Here is an 18,037-nt window from a genome sequence, read left to right as displayed (position 1 = left end):
GAAGTCCATGGCGCTGCGCGATATCAAGCCAACCCGTTCCGAACTGATCAACCTGAAACGGAAGATCCAGCTCTCGGAGCGCGGCTACAAGATCCTCAAGATGAAGCGCGATGGACTGATCCTTGAATTTTTCAAGATCCTGGCAAATGCAAAGGACAGCCGCGGCGACCTCCTCAGGAAATACGGGCATGCCGCGGAGATGATGGCGCTGGCAAATACGGTCGAAGGTGCCATTGGCGTGAAATCTGCCGCATTTTCCGTCAAGGAAGTGCCGGAGATCACCCTGAAGAGCAAGAACATCATGGGGGTTGTCGTTCCCGAGATAGAGTCCTCGAAAGTCCGGAAAACGGTCGTCGACAGGGGCTACGGTATGCTCGGAACTTCCACGGTAATCGACGAGACTGCATCGGCGTTCGAAGAACTCGTGGAATCGATCATCGAGAGCGCGGAGATCGAGACGACCATGAAACGCCTGCTCGATGAGATCGAAAAGACCAAGCGCCGTGTCAATGCACTTGAGTTCAAAGTCATTCCCGAACTGACGGCAGCACGGGACTTCATCAAGATGCGTCTCGACGAGATGGAGCGGGAAGAACTCTTCCGGATGAAGAAGATCAAGGCAAGGACCAGTTCATAACAACACAGAGTGTGGTATGGATGCCCATTGGAACCATAAAGGAACTGGGAGCTGAAGGAAAAACCGTCCTGTTGCGACTGGATCTCAACTCCCCCATTGACCCTGCCACCAACCTTATTCTCGATGACAAGCGTTTCAGGGAGCACCTCCCGACCATCAGGGCGCTGTCCGGCAGCCGCGTCGTGATCGTTACCCACCAGAGCCGGCCCGGGAAAAAGGATTTCACAACGCTTGAAGCCCATGCGGAGAAACTTGAACACCTTCTCGGAAAGCCTGTTACCTACGTGGACAGTATCTTCGGGAGCCATGCCCGTGATTCTGTCCGGGCCATGAAGAGCGGGGATATCCTGATGCTGGAAAATGTCAGGTTCAATGCAGAAGAGAACCTGACCCTGAAACCCGAGGAAGCCAAAAAGACGCATCTGGTAAAAAAACTCTCTTCGATGGCCGATATTTTCGTGAACGACGCATTCGGCACAGCCCACCGCTCTCAGCCGACCGTTGTCGGGCTCCCGCTCGCCATGCGTTCTGCCGGGGGACTCCTCATGGAAAAGGAGGTTTTCACCCTCTCGAAAGTATTTTCCGGAGCACCCCGCCCGGTCTGCATGGTCCTTGGTGGTACGAAGGTCGACGATTCCATCGATGTTGCACGGCACGTGCTGGAAAACGGTATCGCAGACCAGGTCATCGTCATCGGCGTTGTTGCCAATGTGTTTCTGATAGCCGCAGGATATAACATCGGAAAACCCTCCACCCAGCTGATTGCCCAGCTCAAATACCAGGAAGAGATCGGGAAAGCAAAGGAGATCCTCACCCGCTACCGCGATCGTGTTGTTCTGCCGGAATCGGTGGCTGTCCGGGAGAACAACCGCCGTGTTGAATACCCGGTCGCGAAGATTCCCGAGGATGCGCCGGTGCTCGACCTCGGCATGGATGCTCTTGCACACCTTGTCCAGACCCTGAAAAAAGCCGGGACCGTTGTCTTCAACGGGCCGGCCGGCGTTTTTGAAGATAAGGACTTTGCGACCGGCACGTACGAACTTCTCAGGGCAGCGTCCCATGTGGAATTCTCGGTCGTCGGTGGCGGGCATACGGCAGCCGTGATAGAAAAACTGGGTATCGGGAAGGACTTCACCCACATCTCGACGGGCGGCGGAGCCTGTATCGAATTCCTCACCGGCAAGAAACTTCCTGCCGTGGATGCTCTCGAACAGTCAAAAAAGATTTTCGGATAATATTTTTTTAGTCTTTTTTCAGCAACGCGTCCGTCATAAAGCTGGATACGGGGTGATTGTACCGTTTCCGGGACACAACGGCCGGTTGTCCCTGTCCCTGCTGTGAGATAGTTACGATCGTATCAGGTGTGCCGACCTGGATCACCGGAGTCTGCACCCGGTCCCTGCGTCTCCTCATGGTGCTGAGGACCGCAAAGGAAAATACCAGCGCGGTGAACATGAAGAGACAGGCAGCAAAGAAGGTGGTGATACCAAGGATGAGGCCGAACGTGGTCTCCTGCAGGACGCTCCAGCACCCGATAATAAATAATACCCAGAAGATGACGACTGCGATCTTTGTTGACTCGACGGGACTTGCGAGGCCCCGTTCCCGCCGGGATTCATCGCCAACCGGGAACCTGTCGATCATTTTTCCCAGTGCGAGGAGTGCAATACTGCAGCCGATTGCAAAAACACCAACAATTGGCAGGAGTAACAGGAGTATCTCGTTCAACAAAACCACCTTACGACAATTTTCTATTACCTCCCGCGCTATAAAAAGTATTCCTTATGTATGACGTAAGAATTACAATCAGAAAATTTGGATTACTTATGGAATATTCAGGGCGATTAACAGGCTATTTATAGTAATTTACCCAAGTTTATAGGGAATGGCAGAAAAAGGACCGGCCGTCCGCGGCGAACGTGTAGCGATCTCCTACAAAATGCCGCCCAATATCTACGAGAAGGTCAATAAACTTGTTTATGATGAAAAGAAGTTCTCCACGGTCTCTGACTGCATCACGCAAGCTTTATTATCCTTCGTCGATAATCACCACGATATGGGACAGTTCAAAGAGCTGTTCAAGGACTATATGTCATCAGATGAGGGCCGGGAGCTCATGAAAAACATGATGAAAGAAGTGCTTCTGGATGTGTTATCCCACCAGAAAATCGATACAAAAGAACGCAAAAGTAATCCATAGGTAACATAGTTCCACCCGTCTCTTTTTAAACATATAGCATCAGGTATGCAAATCGGTTTGAGAGTTGGATCGGGTCAATGCAGATCAAAATAATCGCGGTCGGGAAGATCAAGGAAAAATATCTCAGGGAAGGGGTTGCAGAATATGAAAAACGCCTGCGGCCGTACGTGAAACTGCAGATCCTCGAACTAGCTGAAGAGAAGCGACCGACCCCTTCCCCGGACTCCGCTGAGACGATCGTAAAGAAGAAGGAAGGAGAACGCATCCTGGCGGTGATCCCTTCCGGATCCCTGGTGATAGCCCTCGATCCCCAGGGAGTTGACTGGTCAAGCCAAGAACTTGCAGAAGCTTTCTGGCGCTGGGAGATCGCAGGCGAGGGTCCGCTCACGTTCATAATCGGCGGGGACCTCGGGCTTTCCCCCCAGGTCATTGAGAGAAGCGAGGTGCGGCTCTCGCTTTCCCGGATGACGTTTACCCACAGGATGGCCCGGCTCATCCTGCTCGAGCAGATCTACCGGGCAGAACGGATCAATCACGGCGAACCGTACCATAAATAACCCTGCCAGCGTGATTTGCCGGACAGGTCTGTCATCGATATGCGTTTGCGGATGTGCATAAGCACTGATAAGCCGGATTAAGTATTTATATCTCCAGTGCATTATATTAGTCCAATGTACCGAGGCATCTTTAGGGAAATAAAAATGGCCGGGACAGTACGATCCGCTCATGGTAAGCGGATGCTTTTCTTCATCTGTTAGGACCGGGCCTCTCCGGTAATCCGGCAGGGAACTGGTATCGTTGTGTGAAAAATCAAGAGTATGTACGGTGTTGGTATGGATTTGAGCATCGAAAAATCTGATATTGAATGGTATAATGCCACGTCCGGGAAAGGTGGCATCTACGATCTTGCGAATACGGCAGCCTACGGGGCTGGCAAAGGAGAACGGCTGAAGGCAGTGATCGCGCTTGGGGAGAGTGATGACCCGCGGGCAGTCCGTCCTCTGATGGACCTCCTGAGCGACCGTGATCCGGAGATCCGGGTCTATGCGACATGTGCCCTTGGCACGCTGAAGAGCGGGCGGGCGGTCGAAGTCCTGATCGGGCGCCTGAGAGACCGGGACGAGCGGGTTTCTACCCGGCAACAGGCGGCGGCAGCGCTCGCCGCTATCCGGAGTACCGGCGCAGTCCGGGGCCTGAAGGAGTTTATTGCCGATGTGGATGAGGACCCGGCGATCCGGTCCTATGCCGGCAGCATGCTGGGCAGGTCCGGGAACTGGTGAGATGGGGGCAACCCCGCCGGCTCAAATCCCTTTCCTCTACCCGGCCGGATACATAAAACAAAAGATCCCGGGTAGGGACACTCTTTCCTCAGTAGGGAGTACTACCCTCCCCAGATGTACAGTAGCATCTCGTGTACTTTCGGGAACCCATGTACCCCTTCTTGAGGGAAAACGGAATCGTGCAAAAAAAGGAACGTTTACAGTCCTGCCCTTTCGACGATGACGTCGGCGACGGCCTTTGCACTTTTGAACGGGAAGTCTGACCCCTTCAGGAGTTTTCCCGCCTCGCCTGCGGTCATCTTAAGGTCCCCGACCTGGCAGGTGGTATCAGCACCGTTCGGGAACGCTGCGATGAGATCACCCGGCGTCTTGATCGGGAACTTTGCTCCCGCGAGTGCTCCTGAGATCTGTGCATGAATCTGGTCCTTGACTGATTTGGTCATTTCCTTTCACCGGATATGCATCCGCTTTGTTATGAATATATACTTGAGCGGCATTAAACTATACAAGTGAATGCTGGTACAGAAAAATGACCCGTACGGTAATGAGGGTGCTCTTACCAGCAATACAGAGGAGATGAAGCATGGGTGCGGCACTGGGAACCATTACGGAAATCCGCGAGCTGAAGACCGAGATCACCGGGCTCCGGACCGAGCTGAAACGGTTCATCGAGCGTGCGAACCAGCAGCACGTCGACTCGGTCCTTGGCGACCTTAAAAAGAATTATGCGGAGATGTTTACCAACCACCAGGTCGATTCTGCAAAGGCCGACCTCACTGCCCACATGGTCGGGGACTGTAAGATGCGGAACACCTGTTTTGCCCTGTTCATGGAATTCCTTCAGAATACCGCACAGCATATCCGTGATGGGGAGGTCTCTGACGAGATCATCCTGTCGTACCGCAAGCAGATGAAGGCGATGCGGAAGAAGGGACCCTATGACCGGTGCGACACCTGCTTCACCGAAGTATCCCGGCTGTTCGAGAAGCAGGTCGAGCTGATGCAATCGCTGGGGATCTATACAAAGGCCCGCGAGACGGGAGATGCTCCTGCGGAAATCCCTGACGAGACCGTGGTAAAGGATCTGCTGGAGCCGGTGGCAAACCTCCAGCGGTTCCAGATCCTGAAGGCACTTGCCATCCAGACCCGGACCTTCTCGGACATTTCCCAGCTGACCGGCCTGCGGGGGGGCAACCTCCTCTTCCACATCAGGAAACTGGCGGACTCCGGCATGATCCTCCAGCGACACGAGCGGGGGGATTACATCATCACGGACAAGGGGTACAGGACAATGACCGCCGTCTCTGATCTTTACCGGTCATTGAACCCCGGGGCTCTCTTGTAGCGGTATCCTCTTTGTCCGTTGGAACGCCCCATCCCGCCCATTGGTGCAGGTACCCCCACCCCCCTGAGTACAAGAGGGGTACCCACCCCCTCAGCACCTGGGTGGGGGGTACCCCTCCCCAACCGCATCGCCAAAACCATGTCTTCCCGTGGAGTTCACGTCGGAGGCCTGTTCTGCCGCCCCGTTCGGACATAGGGGGGTAGGTACCCCTGCCTCAGTACGAGGTACCCCTACCTCCCACCCCCTCATGTCAAAGAGGCACCCCCCTCCTACCCCCCTCTGAGGAAGGGAGGGGTAACTACCCCCCCTCGTTTTTCAGCCGGGTGTCCAGCGCTTCGCGTGGAGTGTCGTCGGAGAGTTCATTCTCCTGATCATTGCCGGGCGGAGAGGGTAGCTGCCCCTCATGTGCCCGGAGGGGTACCCCCTCCCCCACCCCTCCCTCATGGCGGGAACCGCTCCCCCCCCCTATCTTCGTACGGGAGGAGTGGGTAGCCCTGTCTTTAAGGTCTCCCTCCCCCACAGGTGGAGAATAGCTCTCTCACTCCTTCTTCAGCACCGCCGCCCGGTTCACAAAAAAGAACTTCGTTTCAACCAGCCGGAAACCCGCATCTTCAGCCAGCGCAAGGTTATCCCGGAACTCTCTGCCCGAAACAATGAATGGCGGCTCGGTATAGTAGAGCGTCCCGCCCGGCCTGAGGAGGGCTGCGATCTCCCGGAACAGCTTTGCCGGGTCCGGCACTTCGTGGACGACAAAGATGGTGAATGCGGCATCGATGGTTCCATTCAGGTCGCCGGGGAGATTTATTGAGTCCGGTTCGCACTGGTGCATCCTGATCCGCGGCATCAGGCCCTCCGTTTCAAGTTTCTCGCGCAGGATCCGGAGCATCTCTTCTTGGAGGTCGACGGAGTAGACCAGCCCGCTCTCCCCGACCCGTTTTGCAAACTCGCGGGTGAAGAACCCCGGCCCGCAGCCGAAGTCAAGCACGCGGTTGCCGGGCTTCACGTACCGCTCCGCGAGGCGGTCTGGGCGGTAGAGGAACCGGCGCAGGCGGGAGTCGAGGTGATCTGCTCTGGCGGCGGAGAAGACCTCGTGATGCCGGTGTTTTTTGAGATTTTCGCTGGGAGTCATGGATGAAGGTGGGTGCAACATGGGCATAACCATTCTGCTGTTAAAAAAGAAAGAGACGGAACAGGACACGGGCGGGATCATTTCCGGTGCTACAACCATCCCGTCACAACACACCCGTCTCATCGCGCACCCTTCATATCTGGCTGCCACCCCCTACGAGATCGTGTATGGGTAAATCATGGATGATTTTTAGATTCACAGTTCCTTTGCCAGTTCTTCAAAGTCACGGGATTTCACGTCTTTTCGCTTGCCCTTTTTAATCTGGGCCATAAGTTCCTTATCGGAAAGGACCCTGGTTGTCTCGTCCATGGACTCGTAATTCATCCTTTGCAATCACCCATTCTCATCATTGAAGGGGTTACTTCTTCTCAGTCTCTGCCTGCCTCTGGTTCCCTTCATCCCCCTCCTTCAGCGTCTTCATCGAGGGGAACAGGATGACCTCTTTAATAGAATTATTATTCGTTAATAGCATCACGAGCCGGTCGATCCCGATACCCACGCCGCCCGTGGGTGGCATCCCGTACCCGAGTGCATTGATGAAATCGTAGTCGATCATCTGGGCCTCGAGGTCGCCGAGCCTCCGCTTCTCGTCCTGCGCCTCGAACCGGGCCTTCTGGTCGACCGGGTCGTTCAGCTCGGAGAACCCGTTCCCCACCTCCATCCCGTGGATGAAGAGCTCGAACCGCTCGGTGAATCCCTCCTTGGTGCGGTGCCGCTTTGCCAGCGGGGAGTTCTCGACCGGGTAGTCGTAGATGAATGTCGGCTGGATGAGTTTCTCCTCGACGAGCCCTTCGAAGAAGAGGATGAGAAACTCCCGCTGGGATGCGGGTTTTTCCCAATCGTCCAGGTTGTGCTCCTTTGCGAGCGCACGCAGCTCTTTTACGGTCTGAGCAAAGATGTCGATACTGGCGATCTCCAATACGGCGTCGGCCATGGAGAGTTTCTTCCACGGTTTCTGGAAGTTGAGTACGGTCTCCCCGTATGAGATCTCGAATTTCCCGTGGACTTCAAAAACGATCGAGGCGACGATGTCCTCGGTGAGTGCCATCATGTCCTGGAAGTCCTTGTACGCCCAGTAGATCTCCACCATGGAGAATTCCGGGTTGTGATCGGTATCCACGGCCTCGTTCCGGAAGTTCCGGGCGATCTCGAAGACTTTCTCGAACCCCCCAACCACCAGCCGCTTGAGGTAGAGTTCGGGTGCAATCCTCAGGAAGAGCTTCTGGTCGAGGAAGTTGTGATATGATGTGAACGGCCGGGCATTGGCCCCGCCATAGACCGGCTGCAGGATCGGGGTCTCGAACTCGAGGAACCCCTGGTCATCGAGGTACCTGCGGATGAGGGAGACGATCCGGCTCCGGTTCCGGAACGTCTGCCTGATATCCTCGTTGACGATCAGGTCGACATAGCGCTGGCGGTAGCGCTTCTCGATATCCGTGAGGCCGTGGAATTTCTCCGGCAGGGAACAGACGGCCTTGCACAGGAGGGTGACGGTGTCGACCCAGATGGTGATCTCCCCCAGTTTGGTCCGGAACACCTGCCCGGTGACTCCGATGATATCCCCCCGCTCGATGAACTGGCTGAAGAGATCGAACTGCTCTTCCCCGATATCGTTCTTCCGGATGTAGAGCTGGATCTTCCCGCTCTCGTCCCCGAGGTCCGCAAAGAGGGTCTTCCCGTGGTTCCGCACGATATACACCCTGCCGGCAGTGGATACCTTCTCGGGGCTCTTCTCGTGGGTGATATCTTTGTACCGGGTCCTGATGTCGAGAACGGTATTCTGCCGGTCAAAGGCGGGCGGGAAGATGGTGATGCCTCTGTCCTGGAGCGCCCTGATCTTATCGAGCCTGGTACTGTCGAATGCAACGTTTTCAGCGGGACTGGTCATGGGGAAAACACCACGGTGACTTATGGATGCTGTGTATCGTATTATGCGATGTAAACCGTAATAATACCATCAGCATTTGCGTCGGAAATCTCGCAAAAATGGAGCTTAACCGGGATTGTTACGTTTTCTGAGGACCTCGGATGCATATTTTGCGAGGCCGTAGACCCCGTCAGTCGAAGGGTGGACCTCGACAAAGTCCTCGAACTCGTGCACAGAGAAATGGCGCTTCATGAGAAACGCCATGTAGCCGGCAATGAGCCCGCCACCCGGAGAGGCAGAGCAGATACCGCTGATCGTGCCGTCCGCTTCGACCATAATCTTGGCGAGCCCGGTGTCGGAGGCTGGCACCGACCAGAATGTGTCCGGGCCGGCAGGACCAGGGATGACGAGGGGCCGTGCGCTTGAGCTCCCGTCAGAACAGAACGCGAGTTCGTACCCGAGATTGATCGACTGGGGAATTGCGGAATAGTCCATCTTCCGCTGTTTCCCGAGGATATTGTCTGCCGCGACGATCCCCTGAAGCCGTGCGACGGGTGTCAGGTAGGGCGGGCCTGTGACATCCCCGCAGGCATAGACGCCGGGCAGGTTTGTCTGCATGTACTCGTTTACGATCACCTCGCCGTTCGCCCGCCTGCTGACACCGCAGAGTGCTTCGGAACGGGGAATGAGACCGGCAGCGATCAGGACCGCGTCGCAGTCAAGCACATCTGCACAGCCGGCACTCTCCAGGCCGAGATGGAGGCATCCCCCCTGCCGTTCCACGGCCAGGACATCCGTGCACTCCCGGATATGCACACCGGACAGTTCCCGGGCTGCCTGCTTTCTCAGATGTTCGTCGATCGTTTTCAGGAACGAACCCCGGGAAAGGACGGTCACCTCGCTCCCGAACCGGGAGAAGATCCAGGCAAACTCGGCTGCCACGATCCCCCCGCCGATGATGGCGAGTCTCTCCGGCAGGCACGTCATATCCCGGAGCGTATGCGGGGTGAAGATGCCGGGGCTTGTGATCCCCGCGATCTCCGGGATATTGGGGCGGGACCCGGTTGCAAGGATGACGGATTCGGCGTCCAGTTTTTCGTCGCCCACGACAACATGGTTCCCGTCGAACCTTCCCTCCTTACCATAGAGGATCTCAACCCCTGCCTCTTTTGTCTCGGCGTCGAGCACCGACGCGATCGTTGACTGGACTTTCTGCATCTCGCGGAGTATGGCCGGGAAGTTGACCCGCGGGACAGAGTCCGTGAGACCGAGCGTGTTGAGCGTCCCGGCGGTATGGACCAGCCGGGCGACATCGTTCAGGGCACAGACCGGCATGCAGCCGGAATGGAGGCACTGGCCGCCGATGCCCCCCTTCTCGATGAGCTTCACCTCCCTGCCTGCCGACGCGAGCCGCATTGCAGCCAGCCTCCCCGCAGGTCCGCCGCCAAGGATAACGATCATGACGGCTCCGGAAATGCCGGGCTGCCCATTGGCGATATCTGCACATGGCCACGGGAGAAACCCGTGACAAAAAAGAACGTGGAGGGACCGCTCCCCACGGATACTATCCGTTGAATTATGGTCATTCGTCTAAAAGACTTCGACACCTTCGTCCATCGGTTCCGAGAGGAGCTCGCCGGTAAATGCATTGACTTCCACGATCTTTTTGCCTCTGATCTGCCATACGGGAATATAGACCTGCTTTGCGTCGACCGTGATATTTTTCTTGTCCGGCTTGAGGATCTTCTCCTCATAGAAGATCGCATCTCCCTTCTCCTGCTTGATGCGGACTTTCTGGGTGAGCCGGTCGATGAGTTCGCTCACGATCCTCTCGGTCGCCTCCTCCTTCCGGATGTGGGGGTCGCAGACTTCTGCGCCCCCGGGAATCTCGGTATCCTCGACAAGTTTGCCATCGAGGTCGATCTTTATGCCGTTGATGGCGTTGATCGCCCCCCACCCGTCCGCATCGAACGGGATGCGCCGGTCCTTGTAGACCTGCTCGCCCGAGCTCTGGTAATGGAAGAGGAAATACGGTATGAAGCGGAGTTTTGCCGCTCCCTGTACGCCGCCGGTCCTGATGGCGGCCTGCTCGGAGATTTTTATCGGGAAATGGGGGATGGTGATCCCCGATGGTTCTTCTTTTTCTGCGGCAGCAGCTGCCACTGCTGTCTTTTTTGCCTTGGAAGGAGTCAGGTCCAGTGCCAGCTCGCGGTTTAAAATGTCTGCAAGGACAGCCTCTCCCGTATACCGTACGAACTCGTCGACACCCCACTGGATGCAGTTCTCGGTAGCGACGTCCTTTTCGAGTGAAAACAGAAGTTTCTTGCAGTTCATCTCGTGATCATCGATCATGAGGCTGTAATTTGTCTTATCGAACTGGCTGATCTGGTCGCGGTCATTCGAACAGAGCACAAGAAGGCACGTGCCGTCACGCACTGCTGAAAGGTCGAGAGGGTCGTCGACCTCTTCGACTTCAAAACGAGCCGCTTCAAGAATGAGTCGCATCGCATTCTTGGCTTTTTCCCGCATGTCGTGTTCCATCATAAATAAATTGCCATGGTCTTATAGAACAATTTTTCTATTGCGATGTCCGAGATTAGTGTAATGATGCTCCCGCTCAAGTTTGTCAATCACAACATCGAAGATTATGCCATCCAAGTCACGTTTGATCCGGTTACGGGGGAGGGGAAGGTTGTTTACAACCTGTCCCTGATCAAAAACGAGGACCTGGACTATGCAATATCCGTCCTCAAGGACGCGTATAAAACGGGAGTCAGCGTCAGCGGACTGGTAAAATTTTATTCACAGGGACAGAAGGTCGCCGATTATGTCATACCGAAAGGCTGTACGGGAATCTGTACCATGTGCAGCATCACGTTCGACGGTCTCCTGATCCGGCGGGGGATCCCGATAAACCCGATCGGCGGAGGTGTTGTTGAGATCGAAAACCGCACCCCCCTGCGGTTCACCCATATCATCCTCTACGAGCATACAACGATCGACCCGCTCCAGGTCCTCATATCCCAGAATACCACGTCTGTCACCAGCGTGATGCGGCGGGGGAGCGGGAACATCCTTGCCAATATCCGGGAATTCCACATGGAGGCCGAGCCCCTCGTCGGTATGGTGCTGGATGAACTCGCGAGCAGCAGCTACTCGGGTATCCTTGAAGTGGGTATGCCCAATGTCCCGCTCCTCGGCGTGCCGGTGAACCCCCAGTTTGTTGCGATCGCGGCGATCGGGGGCACAAACCCGATGGCCGCGATCAGGGAAGGGGAGCGGTGGGTCCAGACCCAGGCGATGAAGGGCCTCATGGACATCTCCGACATGGAAGAGATCCGTGATTACTAGAACTGAGAAAGGGAGATCTGTGGTCTCTTTTTTGCCCATTCAACATTAAGGTTGTAATACCGGATAAAAAAACGGGCAAAACCTCCCGGTTCTGAAAACAGGGCAACGGCATCCACATCACCGGATCCCGCAATCGCGACTACCCTGTACCCGCCAATGATGCACATGCCCCCGCCCATTATGTCCTAAGCTGTGTCCGGTTCCTTTGGCATCGCAGGTGTTTTTAATAGAGATCTTCATGTTTTCCGGAGATGGCCCTTCACACGGGGAAGTGATAACCCTTATGTCGACCATATCCGGGACAGCGTTGAGTTCCTTTCTGATATCATCGGAAAAGATCCGGGTGCGGGCAAAAAACCGGATATCCTTTTTGCACGGGAAATGAGATCGACGGGTTTTTTGCAGGCCCTCCCTGCCATGAATATTCCAGATCAGTTCTTTACCCCCTGTCCAGCCTTCATCCTGCCGTTGTGGATGGCCGGGAGGTTCCCGAGAGCATAATCCGCGTCACGGTCGCCATGTACCCGCAGCCGGGCGATGGCTTCTTCTGGCGGCATGGCTGCAAAACGTTTCGGGATCGACGGAGAGACTGAAACGAGGTCTATCCATGAGCTGGTCGATGACCGGACAGAATGATGCGCGCGGAACGCCCGATGATCCATGGATTTCCGTTGCAGTGGCTCTCGTCACCTTAAGAATCTCGATGGAGACAAGAGCTTCGAATTTTGTCAATCCAGGCGATTTGAGACCTTCAATGAGCCGGAACGGATTTTCTGAAGGCATTGTCATGGAGCCATCACGTTATATCCTGCAATAGTAAATGTTGTTATAGCGATAACAACAAGTGATGCCCGATGACATATCGCAAAGAGATCTTCCTTTTCCTGCTCCTGTCACTGTTGTGCACGCTTCCGGTCATGGGTGTGACGACATATTCTGGCGCAAGCCCCCAGATGTCCGCTGTACTATCAGGTGTCAACGAATTTTCGCCGGGGCAGGATGCCACGATAAGCGTGATCGTGAAGAACAGCGGTATCAGTACCATTGAATCCGTGGATTATACCTGCACCATGGGATCCACGCAAACTATTTGCGACTCCGCCGGTCCCATCCCACGCGACGATGTCCCGACCACGGCAAAAATGGTTACGGTCGGACTTTCAGCGGGTGATGCCCCTGTTGTTGTAAAGAGCGATCCTCAGAACATCGGAGATATCCCCACCCAGGGCCAGGTCCCGGTAAATATTATTGTAAAAATAACCCAGGATGCAACGATCGGTGAATACCAGCTCCCGCTCACGGTCGGCTACACGTATCTCGCCGCCTCGACCCAGCCTGCAGCAGATACCCTCAATTCCCTATACGTCAGGGAAAATGTTACGTTTCCGATCACCATAAAAATCACCCCGACGGTACTGATCAAGGTAACCAAATCTGTGGCAGAGAACCTGAGTGTCGGTTCCACCGGATACCTGGACCTCACCCTGGTCAACATGGGGTCAGATGACGGGAGGGAGGCGATAGTAAAGGTGCTGCAGAACGGGAACAGCCCGGTTATACCGATCGACAGCAGCATTTTTATCGGGGACTTCCCGCGGAATCAACCGGTTTTTTGCAGGTATGAGGTCACCGCTTCCAGCGATGCACAAAATCAGACCTATCCGGTTGATGTCGCCGTGACCTACGAGAACAGCTATGGAGATACGGTAACCTCGGAAGCCCAGACGATTGGGGTCCCTGTCCAGGCCAAGATCACGTTTTCCATCACCTCCGCAACGCCAAGGGTGACCCAGGGTTCGGACAGTGTTATCACCGTCCAGTACCAGAATACCGGTACGGTTACTGCTTACCATGCAGAATCGAGGTTATCAGCGGTCGATCCGTTCTCAAGTACTGACAACACCGCATACCTCGGCGACCTGAAACCCGGTGATATGGCAACCGCACGCTACGACATCAGCACAGGTTCTGATGCGGCAGTCAATAATTACGCGCTCGATACCGTGGTCAGTTACCAGGATTCCCTGGATAACAACCTGGTCTCCGACACGTTCAAGGTACCGGTACAGGTAGTCCAGAAACCGGCATTCAGCAGTGTCGTGCTGCTGCCGGTGGTTGTAATCATCGTCCTGCTCATGGCCGGCGCCGGGTATTATTTACTTGGAACGCGAAAGAAGAAGTGATGCTTGGATGGGACGGGGATCTTCCAGCCCCTGCAGTCCGGACAATCGGGGACATGCGCCCTGTCCTTGCCAATCCCCTCTGTACATCCGAAGATCCTCTCTATTTTATGTACCGCGATCTTGCGAGATCGGATGCCGACTGGCGGTGGCTCCATTCCCGCCACCTCCGGTATGATCTCACGGTCATTCCCCCCCGGGATCTCTGTGGCGAATGGGTCAAGACCAAAGGCCATTATCACCCTGAGAATATGGCCGGCGTGGGATATCCTGAGATCTATGAAGTGCTTGAAGGCCAGGCGCATTACCTCCTCCAGTCACGCACCCTTGACGATATCGTGCTGATCGCGGCATGCGCAGGAGACCTTGTTATCATCCCTCCCGGTTACGGGCACGTCTCGATAAATCCCACTCCTGACGAGACCCTGGTGATGGCCAATATTGTCTCAACCGCATTCGAGAGTGATTACCGGGAATACGAGGAACGTCACGGTGCGGCATATTTCGAATTGTGTTCCGGCGACCTGGAGAAAAACCCTCAGTATCCGGACCTGCCACCGGTCCGGCACCTCCGGCCCAATTCAGGACACGGGGCCCGCCGCATCATCAGGGGGCCGCTGTACAACCTTATCGGGAACGAGGATGCGCTCGCGTTCCTGAACCGGCCGGAAAAATATGCCGCTATTTTTGAGGTATTGCTAAAAGGTTAGGGGCGGAGATCCGCTTGTGCTCGCTCTTTTTTACGAGTGCGAGAACTCTCTCTTCCACCGGTGTCCTGGCAGACCATTCCTGGTCCTCGAGAGCACGGAGGGCTGTGTCGATCTCGGTATAGGAAAGGCCGATCTCCCTCTCGTCACTCTGGCCTTCCCATAGTCCTGCGGAAGGCGTTTTTTGCAGGATCGGGTCGGGAATGCCAAGTTCCCGGGCAACAAGGTAAATGTCAGTTTTATAGAGATGGACGATCGGCTGAATATCTGCTGCATTGTCCCCGAATTTTGTGCAGTACCCGAGCATGTACTCGCTCCGGTTTGATGTCCCGCAGACGAGCCGGTTATCCCGGTTGGCATGATAGTACAGGACGGTCATACGGATGCGTGCCATGAGATTTCCCGAGAGATACGGCGTGTCCCTGAATTCCGGCATGGACCTGAACGCTTCAAGCATGGGTTCGATACATACGGTTCGGTGCGCCATGCCGAGCCCGGTACAGAGGTCCGCGGCGTCCCTGATATCAACAGCCCTGCTCACTCCTGAAGGCAGGGAGAGCCCGAGCACCTTATCCGCACCGACAGCCCGGCAGCAGAATGCTGCCGTAACTGCAGAGTCAATTCCCCCGCTGAGCCCGACAATGATCCCCCTGCACCCGGCATTCCAGTAGGCGTAGCGGATCATCTGTTCGACCTGTCCCATCCTGCACCCCAGATCTTCTGACACTATTTCACCCGGTTAAAGTAGATGAATAAACTTTTTTAATTGTTCGGTGTTCCCGACAGCGATGATACTATCGTCTCTCTTGAGAACCTCATCTGGGCCCGGGGCGATTATCGAACGGTTCATACTCTCGATGCCGATGATCCGCACACCGCTCTTTTGTGCAAACCACCCGGCTGTCCGGGAATGGCTCAGCATGACCTGTTTCATCACCACGATGTCGCCGTTTGGCAGGTCGAGCAGGATGGTCACGGTATCGGCGAGGATGATCCTCCCGATTGTCTGGCCGCCGATCATGGGGAGAAGGGCTACATAGTCCGCCCCTGCACGGTACAGTTTGTCGACCGAAGCCGGTTCATTTGCCCTGGCGAGGATGCGGATATTCGGGTTGAGGTTGCGGGCCATCAGCGTGGTGAAAATGTTCACATCATCGTCGTTCAGGGCAACAATACAGAACTGGGCGTTCTCAATCCGGGCATCTTTGAGGATCTGTTCGTCCTCGGCGTTCCCGACAACCTGATCAGCAACTTCGTGCTGCCTTGAATCGACAACGGTACATGACGTTCCTGATGAGAGGAGTTCCTGGTACGCCGCTCTCCCGACATCGCCAAACCCTGCGATGACCGCCCTGGCATCCCTCCCCCCTCCGGCATCGAATTCGGCGTGAATCGCTCTGATGATTGCATCCGCCCTGCCGAAAAGGAAAAGGGAGGTGCTGTCATCGACGATCACGTCGTTGCCCGGCTGTGCGACAAATGTCCCTGACTTCCAGAGGAACAGGATGAGGATCCCGTACTTTTCGAACAGCTGGAGTTCCCTGAGACTCTTCCCTTCAGCCATACATCCCGCCACCACGGGAATGTTGATCAACCGGATCTCATGGTCAGGTGTGTGGTTGACATTGATGGTGATACGGTCCATACCCGGGATCTCCTGGACGGTATCTCCCTCGGGATTCAGGACCGCGTGGCGGGCAAGAATCCTGCCGGTCGAGTTTTTGGGGGAGAGGACATAATCAGCACCTGCATAGCGCAGGTACCGGTCAAATGAGAGCTTATCGATAACCGAGATGATCCTGCCCCCGGCCGTCTTGCGTATTCCAAGGATGATATTAGCCGTCAGTCGCTCATCCTTGCTGATGACAATGAAGTTTGCCTGGGCAATATGTGCCGCAGACCACGTGTTCGGGTCGGTATATCCACCCCAGATGACATACGCTTTCCTGCGGTAGTGGGTCGCGATCTCAAGAGCCGTTGCTTTATCCTGCTCAACGATGACGATATCATGTTCTGATATGGTTAGGCTGTCAATCACCGACCGGGTGAGCTCGTCCGAGCCGAAGATCACGGCGTGCCCCGTGAGGACATGAGAAGTCTTTTTTGGCGGAGTTGGTGCAAGGAGCGTGGTGAGGAACGGGGCAAGAAGGAGCGGGACGACGATGAAGATCATGATGACGCCCGAGAGCATGATCTGGATCGCAAGGAATATCGTCAGATTGTTGGTAAAAGGGGGAATATCCGTATATCCTACCGTAGTCATCGATTCGACGACAAAGAACAGGGCATGGGACCAGGATATGGTATTGTTCTCAAGAATAGGGTAGAACACATGGAATATATAGGTATACAGGCCGATGAGCGAAGCAAATGCGACGAAGTAGATCGAGATCTGGATCCCCGGGGAGTTCCGGATCGCCCTCCAGATATGCCCGGGTTTATGCACCACGGTGCTTCACCTCATCACGTATCTCACAGGCCCGGCACGTACCGCTGATGACCGAACCGCACTGTCTGCAGGCGAGGATTCTGCCTCCTGCCGATGTCGCGTACCCGGCCAGCGTCTCACCGAGGTTTGCAACGGCATATCGGGTTGCGGGATGGCTGGCGGTATACTCCTCCAGCAGGATCTTCACGTCCCGGTGAAACGGCATTTTCCCGTAAGGACATCCGGTTGCCGGGAACCCGATCCCCTGCAGGTCCGCGTAGAGATCCACTTCATCGGCGGGAATATGACTGAACGGCGCTATCCACGATATCCTGTTCTGCACCCCCCGGCAGGAACTGACCAGCTGCTCCGGCTCTCCCTGCAGCATGAACTCCACCGTTGACAGGGCATTTTCATCGAGCGACCGTCCTTTCGCGATCGTTGTTGCACCCTGTTCAGAAGCGATTTTCATAAGCATGGTGTCGCGAAGGGTGCGGCACCAGGCGCATACCGAATTGCCTCCCTTCTCCTTTGCGAGGCTGTCCATGGTAATGCCGAACTCTTCCCGCAGTGAGCCCGTATGGCATTCCGTCTCCAGCGCGTCCGCAACCTCCCGGGCGCGGGAACTATGGCGGTAACCGCCGATCCCTTCGTCGATGAAGATGGCAGAGACCCTGATGTCGCGGCGTTTTCCGGTAAGCTTTTTCAGAAAAAACAGGAGTGCGCTGCTCTTTTTGTCTCCCGAAAGGGCGACTGCAATATGATCGCCTGGACGCAGCCACTGGTGAGAGCGAATTGTTCGCTTTGCCTTTGTCTCAGCATCTGCCAGGAAATGCTCCCTGCAGAGATGCTTTCCCGAATACGGCTGGAAAATGATCGCCTCTCTTCTGCACTTGTCGCACTGCATTCGTTT

22 protein-coding genes are annotated in these 18,037 nt (G+C 55.5%); 10 read left to right on the top strand and 12 right to left on the bottom strand.

Going from position 1 to position 18,037, the window contains the following annotated elements; all coding sequences use genetic code 11:
- The first annotated feature begins 7 nt into the window (after window positions 1-7).
- Window positions 8-637 carry a V-type ATP synthase subunit D gene (locus tag ABSB80_RS00840; protein ID WP_428367185.1) on the top strand — a complete coding sequence of 210 codons (630 nt, stop codon included), beginning with the start codon at window positions 8-10 and terminating at the stop codon, window positions 635-637.
- Between the two features lie 20 nt (window positions 638-657).
- Complete coding sequence (locus ABSB80_RS00835) at window positions 658-1,872, top strand: phosphoglycerate kinase (protein WP_428367183.1); 1,215 nt, start codon at window positions 658-660, stop codon at window positions 1,870-1,872.
- A 7-nt stretch (window positions 1,873-1,879) separates the two neighbouring features.
- On the opposite strand, the gene ABSB80_RS00830 is transcribed toward ABSB80_RS00835, so the two are convergent.
- Window positions 1,880-2,365, bottom strand: a complete 486-nt coding sequence (locus ABSB80_RS00830; RefSeq protein ID WP_428367181.1) for a hypothetical protein — start codon at window positions 2,363-2,365, stop codon at window positions 1,880-1,882.
- 157 nt (window positions 2,366-2,522) lie between these two features.
- Between ABSB80_RS00830 and ABSB80_RS00825 the strand changes: the two genes are divergently transcribed.
- The 3 genes from ABSB80_RS00825 (at window position 2,523) to ABSB80_RS00815 (ending at window position 4,117) form a co-directional block, all read left to right on the top strand.
- Window positions 2,523-2,837 (top strand): hypothetical protein, encoded by a 315-nt coding sequence (locus ABSB80_RS00825; RefSeq protein ID WP_428367179.1) that lies wholly within the window; start codon window positions 2,523-2,525, stop codon window positions 2,835-2,837.
- A gap of 77 nt (window positions 2,838-2,914) precedes the next feature.
- The gene (gene rlmH / locus ABSB80_RS00820) at window positions 2,915-3,394 is read left to right on the top strand and encodes a 23S rRNA (pseudouridine(1915)-N(3))-methyltransferase RlmH (RefSeq protein ID WP_428367177.1); all 480 of its coding nucleotides are present in this window, start codon (window positions 2,915-2,917) and stop codon (window positions 3,392-3,394) included.
- Window positions 3,395-3,670: 276 nt separating this feature from the next.
- Window positions 3,671-4,117 (top strand): HEAT repeat domain-containing protein, encoded by a 447-nt coding sequence (locus ABSB80_RS00815; protein WP_428367175.1) that lies wholly within the window; start codon window positions 3,671-3,673, stop codon window positions 4,115-4,117.
- A 197-nt stretch (window positions 4,118-4,314) separates the two neighbouring features.
- Here the strand turns inward: ABSB80_RS00815 and ABSB80_RS00810 are convergent, their stop codons facing one another.
- A complete protein-coding gene (locus tag ABSB80_RS00810; RefSeq protein WP_428367173.1) occupies window positions 4,315-4,560 on the bottom strand; it encodes an MTH865 family protein in 246 nt (81 codons plus the stop codon).
- A 140-nt stretch (window positions 4,561-4,700) separates the two neighbouring features.
- Between ABSB80_RS00810 and ABSB80_RS00805 the strand changes: the two genes are divergently transcribed.
- A complete protein-coding gene (locus tag ABSB80_RS00805) occupies window positions 4,701-5,462 on the top strand; it encodes a winged helix-turn-helix domain-containing protein (protein WP_428367171.1) in 762 nt (253 codons plus the stop codon).
- A gap of 315 nt (window positions 5,463-5,777) precedes the next feature.
- Here ABSB80_RS00805 and ABSB80_RS00800 read toward each other — a convergent pair whose 3' ends face one another.
- A complete protein-coding gene (locus ABSB80_RS00800; RefSeq protein ID WP_428367169.1) occupies window positions 5,778-5,906 on the bottom strand; it encodes a hypothetical protein in 129 nt (42 codons plus the stop codon).
- A gap of 94 nt (window positions 5,907-6,000) precedes the next feature.
- The gene (locus tag ABSB80_RS00795) at window positions 6,001-6,591 is read right to left on the bottom strand and encodes a class I SAM-dependent methyltransferase (protein WP_428367167.1); all 591 of its coding nucleotides are present in this window, start codon (window positions 6,589-6,591) and stop codon (window positions 6,001-6,003) included.
- Between the two features lie 19 nt (window positions 6,592-6,610).
- Between ABSB80_RS00795 and ABSB80_RS00790 the strand changes: the two genes are divergently transcribed.
- Complete coding sequence (locus ABSB80_RS00790; RefSeq protein WP_428367165.1) at window positions 6,611-6,766, top strand: hypothetical protein; 156 nt, start codon at window positions 6,611-6,613, stop codon at window positions 6,764-6,766.
- A gap of 20 nt (window positions 6,767-6,786) precedes the next feature.
- Here the strand turns inward: ABSB80_RS00790 and ABSB80_RS00785 are convergent, their stop codons facing one another.
- The 4 genes from ABSB80_RS00785 to ABSB80_RS00770 all read right to left on the bottom strand — a co-directional run bounded on the left by ABSB80_RS00785 (window position 6,787) and on the right by ABSB80_RS00770 (window position 11,002).
- Window positions 6,787-6,915 (bottom strand): hypothetical protein, encoded by a 129-nt coding sequence (locus ABSB80_RS00785; RefSeq protein WP_428367163.1) that lies wholly within the window; start codon window positions 6,913-6,915, stop codon window positions 6,787-6,789.
- Between the two features lie 34 nt (window positions 6,916-6,949).
- Complete coding sequence (lysS, locus tag ABSB80_RS00780; protein ID WP_428367161.1) at window positions 6,950-8,479, bottom strand: lysine--tRNA ligase; 1,530 nt, start codon at window positions 8,477-8,479, stop codon at window positions 6,950-6,952.
- Window positions 8,480-8,584: 105 nt separating this feature from the next.
- Complete coding sequence (locus ABSB80_RS00775; RefSeq protein ID WP_428367159.1) at window positions 8,585-9,919, bottom strand: dihydrolipoyl dehydrogenase family protein; 1,335 nt, start codon at window positions 9,917-9,919, stop codon at window positions 8,585-8,587.
- 129 nt (window positions 9,920-10,048) lie between these two features.
- Window positions 10,049-11,002, bottom strand: coding sequence for a two-component system regulatory protein YycI (locus ABSB80_RS00770; RefSeq protein WP_428367157.1), 954 nt, complete (start codon window positions 11,000-11,002; stop codon window positions 10,049-10,051).
- Between the two features lie 60 nt (window positions 11,003-11,062).
- Here ABSB80_RS00770 and ABSB80_RS00765 point away from each other — a divergent pair, with 60 nt between their 5' ends.
- The gene (locus ABSB80_RS00765) at window positions 11,063-11,809 is read left to right on the top strand and encodes a DUF128 domain-containing protein (RefSeq protein WP_428367155.1); all 747 of its coding nucleotides are present in this window, start codon (window positions 11,063-11,065) and stop codon (window positions 11,807-11,809) included.
- 431 nt (window positions 11,810-12,240) lie between these two features.
- Here ABSB80_RS00765 and ABSB80_RS00760 read toward each other — a convergent pair whose 3' ends face one another.
- Window positions 12,241-12,366, bottom strand: a complete 126-nt coding sequence (locus tag ABSB80_RS00760; RefSeq protein WP_428367153.1) for a hypothetical protein — start codon at window positions 12,364-12,366, stop codon at window positions 12,241-12,243.
- A 297-nt stretch (window positions 12,367-12,663) separates the two neighbouring features.
- Between ABSB80_RS00760 and ABSB80_RS00755 the strand changes: the two genes are divergently transcribed.
- Together ABSB80_RS00755 and ABSB80_RS00750 are read left to right on the top strand one after the other, a co-directional pair.
- Entirely contained in the window at window positions 12,664-13,992 is a 1,329-nt protein-coding gene (locus ABSB80_RS00755; RefSeq protein WP_428367151.1) for a COG1361 S-layer family protein, read from the top strand.
- The gene (locus tag ABSB80_RS00750; RefSeq protein WP_428367149.1) at window positions 13,992-14,699 is read left to right on the top strand and encodes a glucose-6-phosphate isomerase family protein; all 708 of its coding nucleotides are present in this window, start codon (window positions 13,992-13,994) and stop codon (window positions 14,697-14,699) included. The genes ABSB80_RS00755 and ABSB80_RS00750 overlap by 1 nt, the downstream gene beginning before the upstream one ends.
- On the opposite strand, the gene ABSB80_RS00745 is transcribed toward ABSB80_RS00750, so the two are convergent.
- The 3 genes from ABSB80_RS00745 to ABSB80_RS00735 are packed head-to-tail and all read right to left on the bottom strand — an operon-like array spanning window position 14,671 to window position 18,031.
- Entirely contained in the window at window positions 14,671-15,423 is a 753-nt protein-coding gene (locus ABSB80_RS00745; RefSeq protein ID WP_428367147.1) for an NAD+ synthase, read from the bottom strand. The two genes, ABSB80_RS00750 and ABSB80_RS00745, sit on opposite strands and share 29 nt — an antisense overlap.
- 12 nt (window positions 15,424-15,435) lie before the next feature.
- Window positions 15,436-17,145: a potassium channel family protein gene (locus ABSB80_RS00740; protein ID WP_428367145.1), complete on the bottom strand. Its 1,710-nt coding sequence runs from the start codon at window positions 17,143-17,145 to the stop codon at window positions 15,436-15,438.
- Window positions 17,135-18,031 (bottom strand): PP-loop family protein, encoded by an 897-nt coding sequence (locus ABSB80_RS00735; RefSeq protein ID WP_428367143.1) that lies wholly within the window; start codon window positions 18,029-18,031, stop codon window positions 17,135-17,137. Before ABSB80_RS00735 ends, ABSB80_RS00740 begins: the two co-directional genes overlap by 11 nt.
- Between the last annotated feature and the right edge of the window lie 6 nt (window positions 18,032-18,037).

It is taken from the genome of Methanoregula sp., assembly GCF_050010295.1.
In the GTDB taxonomy this organism is placed as follows: domain Archaea; phylum Halobacteriota; class Methanomicrobia; order Methanomicrobiales; family Methanospirillaceae; genus Methanoregula.
This window is presented reverse-complemented; position numbering and strand designations above follow the sequence as displayed.